This is a genomic window from Halorubrum sp. Ea8 (assembly GCF_002252925.1).
GTDB lineage: Archaea > Halobacteriota > Halobacteria > Halobacteriales > Haloferacaceae > Halorubrum.
Genome location: NZ_NHPF01000026.1, coordinates 41,269 through 59,301, shown reverse-complemented (window position 1 = coordinate 59,301; position 18,033 = coordinate 41,269). Strand labels below are relative to the sequence as shown.

The 18,033-nt window shown below is 54.4% G+C and carries 17 protein-coding genes and 1 tRNA gene; 10 read left to right on the top strand and 8 right to left on the bottom strand.

Going from position 1 to position 18,033, the window contains the following annotated elements; genetic code table 11:
* Positions 1–20: 20 nt before the first annotated feature.
* The 6 genes from DJ74_RS01815 to DJ74_RS01790 all read right to left on the bottom strand — a co-directional run bounded on the left by DJ74_RS01815 (position 21) and on the right by DJ74_RS01790 (position 5,429).
* Positions 21–947: an amino acid ABC transporter permease gene (locus DJ74_RS01815; RefSeq protein WP_094526119.1), complete on the bottom strand. Its 927-nt coding sequence runs from the start codon at positions 945–947 to the stop codon at positions 21–23.
* Positions 947–1,693, bottom strand: a complete 747-nt coding sequence (locus DJ74_RS01810) for an amino acid ABC transporter ATP-binding protein (protein WP_094522082.1) — start codon at positions 1,691–1,693, stop codon at positions 947–949. The genes DJ74_RS01815 and DJ74_RS01810 overlap by 1 nt, the downstream gene beginning before the upstream one ends.
* The gene (locus DJ74_RS01805) at positions 1,690–2,457 is read right to left on the bottom strand and encodes an amino acid ABC transporter permease (RefSeq protein WP_094522081.1); all 768 of its coding nucleotides are present in this window, start codon (positions 2,455–2,457) and stop codon (positions 1,690–1,692) included. The genes DJ74_RS01810 and DJ74_RS01805 overlap by 4 nt, the downstream gene beginning before the upstream one ends.
* Position 2,458: 1 nt before the next feature.
* The gene (locus tag DJ74_RS01800) at positions 2,459–3,262 is read right to left on the bottom strand and encodes a basic amino acid ABC transporter substrate-binding protein (protein ID WP_094522080.1); all 804 of its coding nucleotides are present in this window, start codon (positions 3,260–3,262) and stop codon (positions 2,459–2,461) included.
* A 146-nt stretch (positions 3,263–3,408) separates the two neighbouring features.
* Positions 3,409–4,245 carry a COX15/CtaA family protein gene (locus tag DJ74_RS01795; RefSeq protein ID WP_094526138.1) on the bottom strand — a complete coding sequence of 279 codons (837 nt, stop codon included), beginning with the start codon at positions 4,243–4,245 and terminating at the stop codon, positions 3,409–3,411.
* Between the two features lie 728 nt (positions 4,246–4,973).
* Positions 4,974–5,429, bottom strand: a complete 456-nt coding sequence (locus tag DJ74_RS01790; protein ID WP_094526118.1) for a DUF5814 domain-containing protein — start codon at positions 5,427–5,429, stop codon at positions 4,974–4,976.
* A 224-nt stretch (positions 5,430–5,653) separates the two neighbouring features.
* Between DJ74_RS01790 and DJ74_RS01785 the strand changes: the two genes are divergently transcribed.
* A tRNA-His gene (locus DJ74_RS01785) sits at positions 5,654–5,726 on the top strand.
* Positions 5,727–5,781: 55 nt separating this feature from the next.
* Positions 5,782–6,888, top strand: coding sequence for a site-specific integrase (locus tag DJ74_RS01780; RefSeq protein ID WP_094526117.1), 1,107 nt, complete (start codon positions 5,782–5,784; stop codon positions 6,886–6,888).
* Between the two features lie 493 nt (positions 6,889–7,381).
* Here DJ74_RS01780 and DJ74_RS18530 read toward each other — a convergent pair whose 3' ends face one another.
* Together DJ74_RS18530 and DJ74_RS01775 are read right to left on the bottom strand one after the other, a co-directional pair.
* A complete protein-coding gene (locus DJ74_RS18530; protein WP_141212651.1) occupies positions 7,382–7,816 on the bottom strand; it encodes a hypothetical protein in 435 nt (144 codons plus the stop codon).
* A 93-nt stretch (positions 7,817–7,909) separates the two neighbouring features.
* Complete coding sequence (locus DJ74_RS01775) at positions 7,910–8,932, bottom strand: metallophosphoesterase (RefSeq protein WP_141212650.1); 1,023 nt, start codon at positions 8,930–8,932, stop codon at positions 7,910–7,912.
* Positions 8,933–9,176: 244 nt separating this feature from the next.
* Here DJ74_RS01775 and DJ74_RS01770 point away from each other — a divergent pair, with 244 nt between their 5' ends.
* The 8 genes from DJ74_RS01770 to DJ74_RS18505 all read left to right on the top strand — a co-directional run bounded on the left by DJ74_RS01770 (position 9,177) and on the right by DJ74_RS18505 (position 17,952).
* Entirely contained in the window at positions 9,177–10,178 is a 1,002-nt protein-coding gene (locus DJ74_RS01770) for a hypothetical protein (RefSeq protein WP_094526115.1), read from the top strand.
* A gap of 336 nt (positions 10,179–10,514) precedes the next feature.
* Positions 10,515–10,931 (top strand): hypothetical protein, encoded by a 417-nt coding sequence (locus DJ74_RS18525; RefSeq protein WP_141212649.1) that lies wholly within the window; start codon positions 10,515–10,517, stop codon positions 10,929–10,931.
* On the top strand, positions 10,931–11,206 hold the full coding sequence (locus DJ74_RS18520) for a hypothetical protein (protein ID WP_141212648.1): 276 nt from the start codon (positions 10,931–10,933) through the stop codon (positions 11,204–11,206). The genes DJ74_RS18525 and DJ74_RS18520 overlap by 1 nt, the downstream gene beginning before the upstream one ends.
* A gap of 814 nt (positions 11,207–12,020) precedes the next feature.
* The gene (locus DJ74_RS01765) at positions 12,021–13,679 is read left to right on the top strand and encodes a hypothetical protein (RefSeq protein WP_217900308.1); all 1,659 of its coding nucleotides are present in this window, start codon (positions 12,021–12,023) and stop codon (positions 13,677–13,679) included.
* A gap of 72 nt (positions 13,680–13,751) precedes the next feature.
* Positions 13,752–15,137, top strand: coding sequence for a hypothetical protein (locus DJ74_RS01760; RefSeq protein WP_094526114.1), 1,386 nt, complete (start codon positions 13,752–13,754; stop codon positions 15,135–15,137).
* Positions 15,138–15,774: 637 nt separating this feature from the next.
* Entirely contained in the window at positions 15,775–16,461 is a 687-nt protein-coding gene (locus DJ74_RS18515) for a hypothetical protein (protein ID WP_141212647.1), read from the top strand.
* Positions 16,462–16,625: 164 nt separating this feature from the next.
* The gene (locus DJ74_RS18510) at positions 16,626–17,138 is read left to right on the top strand and encodes a hypothetical protein (protein ID WP_141212646.1); all 513 of its coding nucleotides are present in this window, start codon (positions 16,626–16,628) and stop codon (positions 17,136–17,138) included.
* A 136-nt stretch (positions 17,139–17,274) separates the two neighbouring features.
* Positions 17,275–17,952 carry a hypothetical protein gene (locus DJ74_RS18505; RefSeq protein ID WP_141212645.1) on the top strand — a complete coding sequence of 226 codons (678 nt, stop codon included), beginning with the start codon at positions 17,275–17,277 and terminating at the stop codon, positions 17,950–17,952.
* Positions 17,953–18,033: the final 81 nt, after the last annotated feature.

Below are 18,033 nucleotides of genomic sequence, written 5' to 3'. Positions count from 1 at the left end.
TGCGCGCGGCCGTCAGCGCCTCACTCCTCCCGTTCGACGCCCAGCCCGGGAATGGCGACCGCTCCCTCGACGCGAGCCATCAGCTTCGACGCGGTGAGCACGAGCGCGAGGTACGTCACGCCGGTCACGACGAAGATGAGCGTGTACCGGAACGTCTCGGAGGCGATCTGGTCGGCCCGGTAGTACAGCTCCGGCACCGTGATGAACGCCGCCAGCGACGAGTACTTGATCAGGTAGACGAACTCGTTGGTCCACGACGGGATCGCGTAGCGGAGCCCCTGCGGGAGCACCACGTAGTAGATCGTCTCCAGCTTCGAGAGCCCGATCGCGCGGCCGGCGGTGATCTGTCCCTCCTCGACGCTCTCTAAGGCGCCGCGGATGTACTCCGCCTGGTAGGCGGCGCCGTTGAGCGTGAACCCGAGGATCGCCACCCACACCACGTTCCGCGGGAAGACGCCCGAGAGCGCGCCGGGAACGTAGCTCGCGAGGTTGAGCCCGTAGTAGAGCACGAACAGCTGGGCCAGCAGGGGCGTCCCGCGCAGCAGCTCGGTGTACCCGAGCGAGAGCCACGAGGAGAACCGACCGTACACCCGCGCCACGGCCAGCGGGACGGCGATGAAGAACCCGAGGACGAGGCTCACGGCGGTGATAACCACCGTGAGCCACGTCCCCCGCGCGAGGTCCGGGGAGAGCTCCACGACGAACGCGGCGTCGCTCGCGTAGGCCGCGAGCCCGGGGAGCGCGGCGAGCGTCGCCTCCACCGCTCCCGCCGGAACGAGCGGCTGCCCGACCGGAACGAGAACGCCGCCGAGCCACCGGTTGACCCAGCTGACGACGAGCCAACCCCAGAACAGCGCGCCGGCGGCGACGAGGAGGAGCCGACCGACCGAGCGGTCGGCGTCGGCCACGCGTTCCCGGACCGTCGCGGGTCTCGTCGCGCTCGCCATCAGTCGTGACTCTCTATCCGTTCGAGGAAGCGGCCGGTCCGCTCCTTCTCGGGTCGTTCGAACAGCTGTTCGGGCGGCCCGCGCTCGACGACGTGGCCCTCGTCGAGGAACACGATCTCGTCGGCCACCTCGCGGGCGAAGCTCATCTCGTGGGTGACGACGAGCATCGTCATCCCCTCGTCGACGAGGCCGTGCATCACCTCCAGCACCTCGCCGATGAGCTCCGGGTCCAGCGCGCTCGTCGGCTCGTCGAACAGCATCAGCTTCGGCTCCATCGCCAGCGCGCGGGCGATGCCGACCCGCTGCTGCTGCCCCCCGGACAGCTCGGCGGGGTAGGAGTCCATCTGGTCGGCGAGCCCGACGCGGTCGAGCTGCGCGGCCGCCCGTTCCCGGGATTCGGACTCAGAGAGCCCGAGCACCCGGCGGGGACCGAGCGCGACGTTGCCGCGCGCGGTTAAGTGCGCGAACAGGTTGAACCCCTGGAACACCATGCCGACCTCTCTGCGGAGGTCGTCGACGTCGATGTCCGGCGAGAGCACCTCTTCCCCGTCGAGCCGGATCGACCCCTCCTGCGCCTCGGCGAGCCGGTTGACGCAACGCAGCATCGTCGACTTGCCGGAGCCGGACGGGCCGATGAGGACGGTCACGTCGCCGCGGTCCATCTCGAAGGAGACGTCGTGGAGCACCTGCTCGTCGCCGTACCACTTCGAGACGTCGGTCACGCCGAGGAAGTCGCCGTCACTCACGCCGACTCACCCTCCGGGATCGCGTAGCGGGTGCCGAGGTAATCGAGCGCGCGGTTCGTCGTGAACGTGAGGACGAAGTAGATGGCACTGATGAAGAGGATGACTTCGAGCACCGCGGTCGTCTGCTCCGAGAACAGGTCGTACCCCCGGGTCAACAGCTCCGCGAGCCCGATCGCGAAGACGATGCTCGTGTCTTTCAACACGATCGTGAACTCGTTTTGGAACCCCGGGATCGACCGGCGCAGGGCCTGCGGAACGACGACGTACCGGACGGCCTCGAACCGCGAGAGCCCGATCGAGCGGCCGGCCTCCAGCTGGCCGGCATCGACGCTCGACAGCGCCGCACGGAAGATCTGCGACTGGTAGGCCGCGCTGCGGAGGCCGAGCCCGAGTATCCCGGCGGTGACCGCGGAGGATATCGAGGCGACCCCGAGGTTGATCTGCGGGACGCCGACGACGAAGTACATCACGATGAGGATCACGACGATAGGCGTTCCTCGGAGGACGATCCCCGCGGCGTTGACCGCCCGTTCGAGGTAGCCGTCGCCGTACACCTCGACCGCGCCCGCCGGGAAGCCGACGAGGAAGCCGAGGAGGATCGAGGCGAATGTGAGCCCGATCGTCAACAGCGCGCCGACGCCGAGGTAGTCCGCGTTCCTGAAGACGAACTCCCAGTCGGCGGCCTCGCCGACGAACGGCCAGTTTAGGGCCGCGGCGCCGAGGCTCTCGACCGCGGCGAGCGCGAGCGTCCCCGCGGCAGACATCCTACTCTTGCCCGAACCAGGTGTTGGTTATCTCCTCGTACGTGCCGTCCTCCTGTACGGTCGCGAGGCCGTCGTTCAGCGCCGACTGGAGCTCCGACTCGCCCTGACGGAGGCCGAACCCGAACCGCTCGCCGGTCTCCTCGACGAACGCGACCGTCACGTCGCGGTTGGCCGCGAACGTCTCGGCGACCGGGTTGTCGACGACGACGGCGTCGATGTTGCCGTTTTCGAGGTCCTCGACGGCGAGGACGTAGCTGCCGTACGTACTGGCGTCGTCCTCGGCGATGACCCCCGGTTCGACGAGGTTCGACTGCACCTGGTCGGCACCGGTCGTCCCGGACTGCGCGCCCACGCTGACGCCCTCGAAGTCCTCCCAGCCCGACGGCTGGAAGTCGCCGCCGTCGCGCACGAGGATCGCCTGGTCCGACTCCCAGTACGGGTCGGAGAAGGCGATCGTCTCCCGACGCTCGTCGTTGATCGTCATCGCCGCCGCGATCACGTCGATCTCCTCGTTCTGCGTGAGCGCCGGGATGAGCGAGCTGAACTCGAAGGTGGCCCACTCGCCGATCTCGTACTCGGTCTCTTCGACGACCGCCTCGAGCAGATCGATGTCGAACCCGACGAGCTCGCCGTCCTGCTGCATCTCGAACGGCGGGAACCCCGGCGCGGTACCGGGCGTGATCGTGGTGCCGCTTCCGCCGTCGCCGAGGCACCCGGCGACGCCGGACAGCCCGACTGCGCTGGCGCCGCCGGTCAGCTTCAGATACGTCCGACGACTCACGTCGGTCTCCGTTCGATGTGACATACCGGTGTGAGAACGGGGACTGATTTCAACCTTTCCTCCGCGAGCGGGACGCCTCGTCCGCCGTCGGCCGAGTCCCGCCCGATCGATCGGGCGGGACTCGGCCGCGGAGGGGGGTCCGACGTCGGTCCGGTCAGTCGCCACCGCGGTCAGTCGCCGCCGATCGGTTCCGTCGCGGTGCCCGCGCCGTCGGCGCCGCGGGCGACCCACGCCGCGCCCGCCGCGAGCGCGACCGCGACGCCCAGCGCGGCGAGATTGATCCGCTCCCAGCCCGCGGTGTACAACACCAGGTCGCGCCCGAGGAGGAGCGTCGCGACGAGCGCGGCCATCGCTCCGGCGGCGAGGAGTCGGACCGTGGCGGCCGTGGACCGACTCACGCCCGCGTAGCCCGACCGGACCGCCTCGGTGGCGAACGCGACCGTCGCGACGAGTCCGAGATGCCCCGCGAGCCCGGTCGCGTAGAAGCCGGCCTGCGCGCCCGGCGAGTACGTCACGAACGGGACCGCCCGCGAGAACACCGCGCTGGCGACGATCCCGACGAGTCCGACGGTCGCCGCGATCCGGAGGAGCCGCGCCGACCCCCGGCCGCCGCCCCAGATGGTCGTCAGTCCGAGCAGCGTGAAGATCGTCAGCGCGACGATCAGGTGGGCCGCGTGCGTCGAGACGGTGTAGCCGCCCGGGACGAGACCGCCGACGGTGACGGTGATCGCGCCGACGGTGATCTGCAGCGGGAGGATGGCTACCGCGAGCGTCGCCGCGAGACGCGTCCGGCGGTCGAAGCTACCGAGCCACGTCCAGCCGGCGGTCCCGATGATGAGGAACCCGGTGATCATCGCCCACGCCCGGTGGAACCACTCGATGAAGTCCGGGTTGATCGTCAGCGCGGGGATGAGCTGGTCGGAGCAGAGCGGCCACTGGGCCTCGCACGCCAGCCCGGAGCCGGTCGCCGCGGTGTAGACGCCGAGCGCGAACAGCGTCAGCGTCATCCCCGTCGTCGCCGCCGCGTATCGTCTGAACGTCAGCCACGCGGGCCGAAGACTCATTGATCGAGTTCGGGCGCGAGCGCACTTAGACCGTTCGGAGGCTCCACGTGGACGGGAAGACGAATCGGCCGGAAGCCGGCGCCACGATTTATAAATAGGAACGCGGTGGCGCGTGCCGAGGAGCGCCCGGAGGGCGCGACTCGCTCGCGCGAGGGAGTCGGCCGCCCGAAGCAACGCGGAGGGCGGCCGACGAGGTTGGGGAGGCGTGAGGCGGCGGTGCGGTTGCGGTCCCGCGAGCGAAGCGAGCGGGAGCACGGAAGTCGCAGCACGCGCAGCGAACGGAGTGAGCGAGCAGGACCGTCTTCCGGCGGTCGGGTGGGGTTCAAAGCGGCAGTCGCGATTCTCGCGAGCAACGCGAGCGGGAAGACGGGAGACGAAGCCTCCCGGAAGGACGAAGCACGACGACGGAAGCAGCGTGGCGCTACGCGCCACGGGCAGCCGGCGGCGAAGCCGCCGGCGACACCACAGCGAGGGAGCGAGAGCGACCGAGCGAGGAGCGCAACGAGTCGCGCGAGTCCTCGCGGCTGGGGCTTTGGGGTGTCCACCGTTGATTCCAGATCAGTCGTTTATAAGTAAGCGGCTGGGGGTTCGGGAGCGTTCACCGCCCCACCGACGGAAACGATATATAAGTGAACGTTCGAACCGACGGAATCGCAGCTCCTCGTTTCGTCTTACCCCGACAGTTCTCGTTTCGCTCGCCGCGCCCGCTCGGACATCTCCTCGTTGCCCTCGACGTCGGCGAGGGTCTCGACGGCCTCCAGGTTCCGCACCGCGTCGTCGAGGAAGGAGAGCACGTCGCCGGTGTACGCGTACACCATGTAGTCGTCAGTCATCACGTCCACGATCGCCTGCGGGCCGAGCCCCTCGGCCCGAAGCTCCAGCACGTATCGCATGAACTTCTCCTCGGGACAGCCGCAGTAGGGGTTCGCCTGACAGTCGCAGTCGAGGAAGTCCTCGGCGAAGTCGAGGATGCGGTCGCGGGTCGTGGAGTCGAGCTTCGAGAGCCCGTCACCGGTGAACAGCATGTCGAGGGTCGCGCCGGCGAAGGCCCCCTTCGGGACGTTCGCCTCAAGCTGGGAGGCGAGCTGCCGGTGGTTCTTCACGTAGATCTTGTCGGTGAACGCCACGGTTATCGCGAGATACGCCGGCTGGCAGTAAAAACGGCGTGGTCGCCGTCGCCGTCGGTGAAACGGTCGTCCGAGGCCGAGCGCGGCCGGTCACCGACCCGGGTCGAGCGCGACCGATCACCGGCCCGGGCCGAGCGCGACCGATCGCCGAACGGCACCGGGTCACACGCCCGTCCGGGAGTCGTAACGGTTATTTATCAAAGCGGGGTAGATATCGACGCGTGTCCGGGTTAGGGTAGTGGACTATCCTTCAGCCTTGTGGAGGCTGAGACGCGGGTTCGATTCTCGCACCCGGACCTACACGGCGGAGCCGTGTGGCGTTTTCACCGGTTCTCAACACAACGAGAACCATATGTCTCAAGTCAAAAAGGCGGGTATCCGGGTGGTTCCCAAACCATCCGAAGCATACCTGTCACAACGTCAGTTGACCGACTACCGAGAACACCGAGAACGCCTCATCGGCTGGATGGTAAACATCGGGAAGGATCCCGACCACGGAGACGGATACGCCTACGACACCGCGAACGGACGAGCATACCGACTCGACGCCTTCTACCGGTTCGTGTGGGACGAAGAAGAACGCTATACTACCGAGATCACACACGACCACGCAGACGCCTACATGAGGAAGCTTGCCTACGGAGAGACTTCTCAGGAGAACAAAGCAAGCCATCTGAAAGCGGTCAAAATGCTGTTCCGCTGGCGCGCGCACACGCTTGACGGGGAAGAGTGGGAACCAGAGATCACGTTCACCACGAACACCGGGAACACCAATCCCAAAGACTTCCTCACCCGCGAAGAACGAAGTGCCGTCAGAGAGGCCGTGCTGGAACACGGGAGCGTCCCGAGCTACAACAACCTCACACCCGAACAGCGCGACCGATGGAAGATACACCTCGCACAGCGCTTTGAGAAGCCTAAGAGAGACGTTGGTCCCGACGAGTTCAAACAGGCCAACTCGTGGAAGATACCGAGCTTGTTCTGGACTGCGCTCGATACTGGCTTGCGTCCGGTAGAAGTCAAGCGGGCGAAAGTCGCGTGGGTGGACGTTAGGAACTCTCTCTTGCGGATTCCTAAAGAAGACTCTTCCAAGAACACCGACAATTGGACCGTCTCTCTCACGGACCGTACTGCGAACGCACTCGATAGATGGCTCACCGAGAGACAACAGTACGACAAGTATCTGGATTCGGATTCTCTGTGGCTCAATCGGTCGGGAAATCCGTACAAGTACTACTCTCTGAACCGTCTGTTTCGACAGATCTGCGAGACTGCGTGTATTCCCTCTGAGGGACGCACGTTCTATTCAATCCGTCACTCGACGGCGACCTACATGGCCCGAGAGGAAGACTTGGGAGCGGCACAGGCCCAACTCAGACACAAGAGCGCACAGACAACCATGCGATACGATCAGGCACCAGTAGAAGACCGACGGGACGCGCTGAACCGAATGGGATAGGAAGTGGCACCACCACTTTCAGGTTAATAGCAGACCCATGTATTTTCCAAATTATATAGTTAGTAAAAAATATCCATAAACGCTGGCTTTATATATTGATTCTAACTCGATATGATTGTATGTCAGATACATTCGCTCTGTCTGCTTCGCCACCGGATTGGGTTGGTGACTATCCGCGGGATGTAAGCAAACCGAAAGGAACTGCTACCGATGGGGTTGGGGTACTCCACGAAACCGATTCGACCGTTTTCCTGGAAAACTTTTGAAGTAGTTGAACTTGATGATGGATCAGAACAAATTCGATCAGGGTACTACACCAAATCTGGATGGAGAAACAAACCCCTGATGCTCCCAACTCAGGAATTTAACGATCTGGTCACGTTCGCTGAGGGTAGAATTCTATAAATAAACTTACGCGGACCAATATCGACACTGACTAAATTGGACATTTAAATTTTAAAATAGATAACAATAAAAGCATTAATTCCTGAGTTTATAGATCGCTCAAGTCAGCCATTAGATCAGAACTTCGCTCATTCCACTCATCTCGCTCTTCTGTCTCGCGCGCATCATCTTTAGCCTGATCTTGCGTATACTCATCCGGAAATTTGTAGTCATCTGGAACCTCTTCAAGCGAAACCGTGTAATCAAGGTCACTATCCCGGTATGTTAATTTTTTCTTGAATTTTTTGAATATAGTATCAAAGGATTCTGTAGTGTTCTTCCATTTACCCTTCAGAGTACCCGACGCTGGAATTAGTTCAACACAGATTACATCACCATCATCGCCCCGATGATATGCCGGATTGGATCCTCCGAAGAGTGGAATATTCCTGTCTGAATACACCTGTCCGGCGGGATTAGCCGGTTTTGAACTCCGACCACCGGTCAGTTTCACTAAGAGAACATCTCCCTTCTGTAATTCCATCTATATGTATTGTCTCAGGAGAATACAAAAGTGTACTTCTATCTCACCAATTTAAAATTATGATTTCTCTCCGAACTGATCTAATGAGCATAATCACAGATACAGTCTCTTTGAGCTGATTTGATCTCTTTGCACGGTAACTAACTCAGCACTCGGGTTGAGGTCATCATGTGATTCACCAACTTTCGCAGTTGCTCCTCCAGATAACGCTTGGAATCCATCATATTGGTGTTCCGAACGAGAATGTGTGTGTCCAGATATGATTAAGTCGAGCGCAACGTTGGAAGCCTCTAAGATACTATCGACTGAACAGTCCGGGTTGTTACTCGCTGTAAATGGAGCTATAGATTGGTGTACACAGAGTATTGTTTGAAAATCGCCTGTACCAGATTCAAGGTCAAAAACAAAATCACTCCAGTCAGACCGATAATCAACTCCGTAGACTGCCACAGCGTCATCGATTACTTCGTAACGCGGACCAAGATGTACAGCGAGACCATCATCAACGAACCGCTCCATAATCTGCCGGCCAGCTTGACGTTCGTGATTTCCGTAAATGAAATAGAATGGAATACCGTGCTCTGCCAACTTTATTAGACTTTCACGGCAGACTGCAACATCTTCATCCTCAATACCACTTCCAGGATTATGGAATATATCGCCACCATGGATAACGGCATTCACATTCTCCTGAATCGAACGCTCTATCGCAGTACGGAATCCATCTTCAGGGGATACCGGCCAACACGACCCACTATAGGTATGTTCTGATTTGCCAAGATGACTATCAGTCAAGTATAACAGATTCACTTGGCCACCGCTTTGGCGCATCCCAAGCTTCTCTATCCTAAGAGAAGAGGTACCATGAAGCACTTTTCCAGAGGGCCAATTGTTTATTGATACTCCACTCAGCCGATACCAGCAACCGTTCTGCCAATTGTAATTGCGTCCCTCCTCCGACTTCTCCCATACAATAAACGGGAACCGCGTCCCATTAGAGTCCTCTAAGCTCAGCTCAAACGCACGATTGTCTTCTTTTGCACGCGAGTAATCTCGAGCTCTAACAACGATTTCGTATTGATTGCCCTCCTCAAGATCTTCGTATAACGTTTCCACAACGATACTGTGTGGCACCGGGTGATAACCAGATTGATTACTGGACCAAATGAGTGATCAGTCGTTGCTATCGGCGTCTATCTGTTACGGGGTGAAAGTCAATGAGACCCAACAAGCCCTGTTGATGAGGAGATATATTTTGGTGTCAGACTCATACCCCGGAGTAATATCCTAATGTGTCTGTTTCAGATCGACACAACTGGATAGTTCGGAAGCAAGGAGAACGAACCGCTACGCGATCGACATGAAGAACCTGTCCGAGATGGACAGTCGTGCGTTCACTCTGACCCCGGATTCCTCGGAAGAGCAGACCCGCGCGATCAACATTCGTCAGGTGGAATTGCGAGACGGAACCTACGAACAACGTGTTGACGACAATCGGCTCGCAGAGATTAGAAGTTATTATCGTTCTATTCCGATCAAGAAATACACAGAGTCGGACGCCGGGGAGATTCTGAACCTTACGATGGCCGGGGTCCAAGAGCAAGAGCCTCTTCCCCCGAAGTTCGTGAAGGCTCGCCGGGACATTCCTCGTCTCATGGACTTCATCGACGCGGTGGCTCTGTTCCACCACGAGGATCGCATGGAAATCACGTCGGAGTACCCTCAGAAGCTCTTAGTGGCTCCGGCTGACGCTTGGTACGGGTTCAAAATCTTCGGGGAAGAGCTTGTTATGAGCGCGTTGAATCTCAAGCCCCTCGACCGGAAGATGCTCCACTTCCTCCGGGCACGAACCAACCAGAAGTATTCCGCAATGGATCTTCAAAAGGAAATGGGGCGGCCTGAGTACGGCGAGAACCGGGCTGTCTCCGAGATTCGTCAGTCCCTCGAAGACATGATCGAGAAGTTGTATGTCGAAAGACATGAAGAGAACCCGGTCGCGTATTCCGCGAGTCCCTTCGGACAGTCCATCGACGTGAGTGAGCAAGCAAAATTGGACTGGTCCAAGGTGGTTGAACGTGCCAAGGAGAAGGCGCGTGAGAACCTACCTCCGGATGAAGCTGAGAAGTACATTCAGGACCATTGCGAAGGCTCGGGTCTGATCGTCACCCATCCCATTTCCGGCGAGACGGTCAACATTCTGGAAGATACGGACTTCGAGGAAGAGCTTGAAGAGGCTCAAGAAGACGTTGACGAGGTAATGAACGAGCCCATGGACACCGATTGGAGAGATATAAGACACCTTGCGGACGACCAACCCAATCCAGCAACTACTGATGGAGGAGAAGCGACCAACAGAAAATAGACCGATGTTACCCGTAACTTGGAACTGGAGAACGAACACACAGTATAAACTGAGCCAAGTTTATCGTAGCTTCCCCTGATCCGACATATGATATATCGAGGCTCAAATGGAGATAATATGCAAGACAACACCCATGTCCGCTTGTAATAGAACGTTGAAATACGAAGGGTTATACGCGCTGGCAACCTTTGTAAAAGAGGGAGAGTCCTGACGGATGTTTTGCTCTGAGTAGTCAGATCTACGTTCAGCGATCAGCGATTACCAGTTCTAAGCTAATTCCGGAGAGAGTGCTGACTCTGGTGATCCTTCTTCAAGCGATAATTCCTCCGTAGCACGATGATTCAAAAAAGTATATTCGAATACGAGAACAGTCAGAAACCAGAATTTATAGATGAAGTATCAAATTTTGTTAGTATATTCACAGGCCAGAACGTCGGATACATTGCGCCAGATATTGGACGAGGTAAACAAAAGACAGGCTACTTAGCCAAGAGAAAGCGAACAAGCCGAAATAACCACTTCTCTAAGGATATAAACGGCTATCCTATCTCTGAAGAAGCTCTGGAGGCGTGTGAGTCGCACAACGCCACCGAGATATTCATTATCGAAGCGAAAACTGGCCGGGTACTTGAGTTCACTCTCAACGACTATCTACACGGTACCAAACTCGATGGAGACTCCGATAACAGCAAGCGATGTGTTCCCATCGAGACTCGCCGTCACAGCTGGAACGCAGACGAGATATTCCGATAATGATAGCAAGAGAAGACAGCGAACTATCGAGCCTTGAAAAAGAAGTCACGTTTCGTGTAAACAAGTCCGATCAAGTTGTGGTAGTTCATTCAGAAATCGGGAGCATCAACCGAGCATTACTCACTCGTGATGATTTCGAGCAAACAGCCAACCGGACAGATGACGACGGTGTGATCGTCGCACTAACTGGAACACTACCCATGGGGGCACTCAAGATCTCACAACATGCTCGAACAAGTGGCTCATTCAACTCCATCGTCTCGTCTCACGACTGACGTGTGATTCTCGCTCAATAACTGCCGTGCGAGCGCAGTCTTTAGAACTTGATAGCCGTACCTGACCCATGGGACGTTTAGAAATCAAATTTCACCAACGCCCCTGTGAGCCGACTCAGTGATTATCTACTGGACTTCCTCAGATCGGTAGCTCACTCTACAAACGTGTCTTCATAAACGGCTCACAAAGCAGTTCAACTGTACCAACCCACTATCGAATGTTCTGGATGAAATCACAGTCCATTCTAAGAGGCTTGCTGGACCCGTGGTGAAGCTCCCCCACCTTCTACGACCCATGGCCCACCTCAAATGAGAAATCGCTCAGGGTGGACGTGGGGACGGGGGGTGTGCTAATAGTCTCACAGGGGTCCCTTATGGAGTCCATTATGCTATCCCTGTTGAGTACATTACAGCAAAGTTGTTAGTAGAATCTTATAAGGAGAACACCCCGTATTAGAAACAGTTGTTAACAGCAACGACAGCTGTACCAGTAACAGAGTATAAGTAGAAAATGTACTGTCTACACAGGGTCCGTAGACGGGGTTCCTTCTCTCGTTAGAATACTTGGCCAGCTGATCTGATTGGTGAGTTGTTACTATGACCGTCTCTGCTGTTCAACCGTTCTTTCTCTTATTGTACCCCCACCAACCCTTACTGTGTTATGTTGCGAGAATCGCATGACAGTAGCGGGATAGTCTGATAGAAGTTCAGAAGAGTATATAAAAGAATTCTGCGGTGAGTCTGTATATCTGAGTTCAATAGAAACGAGAAGTCGTATCGACAAATTCGAGAAATATCTGAAATTATTACATTAATGTCAACTGATAATACAGCGATTGAACAGTCCAAGAATAGTGCGGCGAATAACGCAGTTCCTGAGAACTGGAACGATATACCGTGTGTTCAGTACGGATTTGCTGAAGGAGAAGGACCGAGACGGACTCCAACACTTCGGACGATCTTTGAGCGGATACCCGATGGTGCAGAGACAGCAAGTGCGGTCTACGTCCTCACTCGTGATCAGTATGAGCGCCAACAGAACCTCGAAAGCGGATACCAAATCGATGGAGAGTACACGTCGATCGCCACCGAACTCCAGGATGAATGCGAAGTAGACGATCGTGTTCTCTACCCTATCCATATTGAGAGCGACGAGCTACACAAAGTTGGCCCGGACAAGCTCATGGAATGGTTCGAGGAATTTGTCGAAGGATATCTTGAAATACCGTTTCAAACGTGCAAACGGTATTTCTCTGGTAACCGTTCGATCCACATTCATGTTCCTCGCTTCGTAAAGGAACATGGCCGAGGAGAGCTGAAAGAATTGGCCGAATCGTATTGTAAAGAAACTGGTGCAGAGTTTGATTGCGGGATCTATTCTTCCAAACCACTGTTCCGAATTCCGGGTGTGGAACACTCAAAAACGGGAGTCAGAAAAATAGAATTTGAAGGAGAATGGGATAAGGCCGTTCTCGCTGGTAAAGTTCAATCGGGTTCGGATGACACGCCCGAATCGTATGCAGACGTGCTTCGAGACGTATTCCTCTCCCAACCATCCCTAACGGTGAATTCAAGCCAGACAGTTCACAACGATCGGTATCGCTTGTTTCAGAACCTTGATGATGAGAAGTCGGTTCTCTCGTTCGAGACAGCTGAACCATGTATCGAGACTCCACTAATAGAGAAGGAAGAGTATCCAGACCAGAACAGGAACGTCCCAAAGTGGGCCCAATATAACGACAAAGAGTTCTCGCCGTATGCGCTTGCCACAGGTGGTTCTCGGAGTGTTGCAGTCGTGGAAGTCAAAGGATCTCCGTTTGCTCGACGAGACAAAACTATTGGAAACGGTAGCGAGCCAATCCACGCTCTGATTCCGGCTTACTTCTACGGAGCCAGAGGATGTGCCGGTAGAGAATTCACCAAAGAAAACGAACACGCACCACTTCAGCTCTCGAGATACGACTACAAAAATTGGGACTACGAACCAGGAGATCGTGTAGTGATTATCGGCGGGAAGAGCAAGCGATCAATCATCTTCAGTGTAGACTCGTTCCAAGCCTCCGACCTTGGTAACTCTCTTACCGGAGAAGACGGAACCCGTCAATCCGCGCTTGATTACCTGAAAAATGAGGGGTTCGATACTGGAAAGGCTGGCAAAAGCGAATCGAAGTCTTTCACAGAAAACAACCGACGACAAACATACTCTCAATCACAATCAAGCGGAAAGTCTGAGACGAAAGCCGCACGACTACAACGTCTGGCCGAGGATGACGGAATTCAACTCTTAGGCTATACGGAAGTCGCAAACGTGGCGAACCGCCTTCTCCTGATTGGAGGTTGGACTCTCGCATGGGACTGGCTTGAAGAACAGTATGGAGCGCAATTCAAACCGAAGAGGACATGGGAAAACCTGAAAGAGATTATTGAGTACTATGATAACATACATGTCTCAATTCCACCGAAGCCGAACTGAGTCTGGAATTCAATTACCTCGATGAGATGAATATGATAATAGCTTATCCGTACAATCTTTAATTACTGACTGATGGACAGAGCGACCAAGCGTGAGTTGTGGGATGAGTGGGTTTCTGAGACGATACTCTCCGACATTACCTCACCAGCCACACCGGATCCGGTTCCCATGGTTGACGAGTCCGGATCTCAACTGGAGATGACGGATGAATACGACACGTACCGATTGGGACGGGGGAACGGAGATTATCTGTACCTCTTGTATCTCCTTGACGAGCCCGTGAGCGGCCCGTCTGATATTATCCCGGTCTACATCGGAGAAACGAGTCAGGTCTCCAGTAGACTACTGGATCACTTCAGAAAGCTCCGTGACGCTCTCCCAACTTCTGAATGGGAGGGTGATGGCTCGTGGGGAAGTTACGGAAAATACGATCATATCGCGACGGTATTCGAGAAAGCAAATTCACCTCTGTATGCGTGGGTCGTCGATGTGAATGAGATCGAGACGGGGCCGTACGGATATTCCACATATCGACAGGAGCTTGAGGCAAAGACCGTCGGTCTTGTCCACTCACATCCCCAATTCAATCGGGTTTTCGCAAACCGGGATTTTGTTCCAAACAGAGTCGCCCACGAGATGGGGAAGGTTGGCCCCAAGTGGGTTGATTTAGAAAGCGATTCACCGAACGAAGAGGCGATGATGGTCGCTGATAGTGCGGGAGACGGCGTCAGCGGCAAAAGTAAAGCAGATCTCTGGCACGAGTGGGCTGAACAAACTATCCACAAAGAGATACATGACCCCGAAGAGGAGGATCCAATACCACTCTTCGAGACGGACGACGATCTCGTTGTTGAACTCACGGAGGTCGGTTCTTCTACGGTTCTCAAGCGTTCCGAAGCTATTGACACGCGGATTCGTCAAGAGGGGAAGCGTTGTGTTCACAGGACCGGGGTGAAGGATGGTCCAAATGGATTACTCTATGTTATGTATCAGCTTGAATCTGACACGCCTTCTCCCGAGCAGATTATCCCTCGATATATCGGCAAAGCAGAAGCGTACGGGAAAAAGAACGAGCTGAGTGCGAACTTCGAAGAGATCGCGAAGGACCGAAGTGGAACACGGAGCTTCGCTCGATGGGGTGACGGGAGTTACTGGCACGTCGGCGAGCTTTCGGATACCGTATTTGGCGTGGATTCGAAGAAACTCAGTTGGGCCAGCGAGTTATTTGAACAGGAAACACACCAACTCAAAGAGCAAACCTATTTGTGGATACGAGCGTGGGATCCTGAGAAGTACACGGGGCCGTACGGCTATTCAGCCTACTTAGCTGAAGTCGAGGCGTTGTTGATCGGGTTAGCCTACCAAACGCATCCTCATCAGTTACTCAACCATAATGAGGTTCCAAATGAGGCACCCGCGAACCAGAAGCAGTTCGAGTTTAACCCATCTTCCAGGTAACTCCAGCTCTCTTGGTACACCCGTCTACGGTATTGCTCGGTGAACCCCGAATGGGATACTGCTATGAGTATTGATTGACCATCTCGTCTGTACTTGTTATTGTACTACCCCCACAACCCTTCTGTGTTATGTTGCGAGAACCGCAACACGGCAACGGTACGAACGAATACGGCATCTATTATGCTTATAAAAGAAATCTACGGATCTACAACTTAGTGAGTGGTTTGAGTCAGAGACCAATCTATACCTCTCGTGCACACGCACCCATGCACAGGCGGCGTGTGTGCGCGACGTAGACAGCTTAGTCTATGAGACACAGTCTGGTCCAGAGATCTGTGAAACGCTCGCCAGAGAGTCGTGAGTCCCACGTGTGAGGCAAGGGATGGATAAGACACAAACAACGCCTCCATAGAAGTTTTATCGAAGAATACTCTTTATATACTCTCTTGATTCTTGTAGAACCTGTCGTAGCCTCGTCCGGCGTTTTTCGCACCATCACACAGAGTGGGTGGTGGGGGTAAGGAACAACACAAACAGAAGTACATACCGAACATAGACAAACACCGACAGGGTGACTTACCGTCTTATCAGTCGCCAAGTATACTTTAAGTAAATACGGGGGGAGTGAACGAATATTATGGAAGAACAAGAGATCGACCGATATAATCACGTCATGTATGCGTCGAAGTCGCATATCAATCAGTTCTTCACGGAGAACGTTTCTGAATCAGAGCGGATAGTAGTCTCAGAGTCAGAGAGTTCTGGTTCAACGTTTGAGATTGGTTTGGACTCACTTGTGAAATTGAACTCAGAATTCTCTGGAGAGATTGGTAGAGAGGAAGTGCATGAGATCAATTTCAATAACTCGTTTCTCCAAGTAAAGAAGGCAATCAATATGCTCTCAAAATCTGACGGGGTATATCCTATTTCGGCTCTCAAAGAGGCAGAACCGTCTCCGACAGGACTGTATCATTTTGACTGCCCCCTCCAGTTGTTGCCCAAAGAAGATGCATTCGACGATAGAATGTACGTAGAAGTGGTTGGACTGCAAGACGATGTGGAGTTTAGAGGAACAACATCTTGGGACAATTGGGGTTCGAGAAGCCACGCAACGAGAGCGATAGAAACGGAGGATCCATATCCGTTCAAGGGAGTTCTAAAGCCACTACATATCGAAGAAAAAGGACTTGAGACGATCACATACTCTGTTCAATATCTCTATATTCTTGCTCCGGATATAGACAAGAACAAAGAATGGAGAGAATATCAGCAGTTGTTAGATCTCCATCCGGGTCAGGATGATGACCAAGAAGCCGATTTGTAGCCTGTTCTCCTAAACAAAGTGAGGACGCCCCCATATACTATTCCGCATAAGAGAGACATCCGGAGTTCAGAGTTACCAGCTCTGGATTGTGAAAACAGCAGAGCAGTCTCCAGATACAAGCTATCCAACAAACAAGTTATTACACACAGTCATAGATTGGGTATATGGATCCTCTCGATAAAACTGTGCGATCCGTTTTGACTGATTTTGCGGATGAGGAATTAGACGGTTCTTGGAACGGCAGGAGAGAGCGAGAGGCTGTCAGTCTCTTCGCCTTCGGTCATCTGGTAGAACAGGCACGTTCTGGAGGAACAATAACGGATTCAAAACAGATTGGACTTGAGGTTCCAGTTCCACAGGTTACGATGGACCGCGAGAACGGCGATAATAAAAAGAATCAGGTTTGTAAGGATGTGGTCATTTGGCCTGAGCCTCGTATGACTTGTTGGGACGAGAATCAGGAGCCAACGGTTCCGCCCATGTCGATTATTGAATGGAAATTCGACCGAGCCAGTATCTATCGCGGTGATGTAGAGTGGTTAGAAACATTTACTCAAGAATATCCTGACTGTATCGGTTACGCTGTATCAGCAAATCAGTCAAAATCAAGATTCACTCTTTCCTGTACGAGGGTATCAAACCATCAAACACAATCGGAATGGTTGTTTATTCCCTGATAGCTCAGTATATTCGGAGACAAATCTAAAAAATTAGACTGTCCACGCCTACCTACTCATCACACAAAGAATAGGACTCAATTAGAATTAACCGGCGACCGACAGAATTGTATGTGTCTCTATGATGAGGTGTAGTATGATAGAAGATAGGTTGACAAACGCACTTATCAAGAAGTCTCGTCCATCTGACAATCATCCCGTTATGGATGGCCCGGAGATATATCCAGAAGCCCACTACCACCACTATGGAAATAGCGGAGTGGCAGATCTGTATGTATATTACAATAACTCGCAAGGTGCTCCCAAACGAGGACACGTCTTTGAGATCAAATCTGAATCAGCAGTCCGCAATGCGACTGGCGCAAATGAAATAATCCGACAATTCAATCAACTGAGGGAGTTCTTCTTTTTAGGTAGTGAGTATGAGGTTCCCAATAGAATTGATTTCGAGTTATGCTTTCTTCCAACTCAATATAATATTAAACATATACTCAAAAATGAAGCCATGTACGCCACTACGGTCCACCACGAGCGTAGTCGAGAGAACTCACCGGATACCTCTTTTATCGATAGTGTACCCGTTGATCCCGATAATGTCAAACTGAAAGCACAGGTTACAATTCGTCCCCCTGACTCTGAAAGCGTTCATCCTTGTTATTTATTCAAGGGAAGTCGAAACTACCTGAATAATCCATTTGCATACAACTCTGAGGGTACTCCAGTAGAGTTTGACTCATATACGGAATATGTTAAGCATCAAAATGAGGCGCTGTACAGAAACTACTATGATGCTATCCAGTTGTTAGATCGGTAGATGAGAGTCGAGATTCGAATTTAGTGTTGAATGGACATAGGATCGTATGAGAAACCTCCACCTTTTGTACGTCTCCGTTGA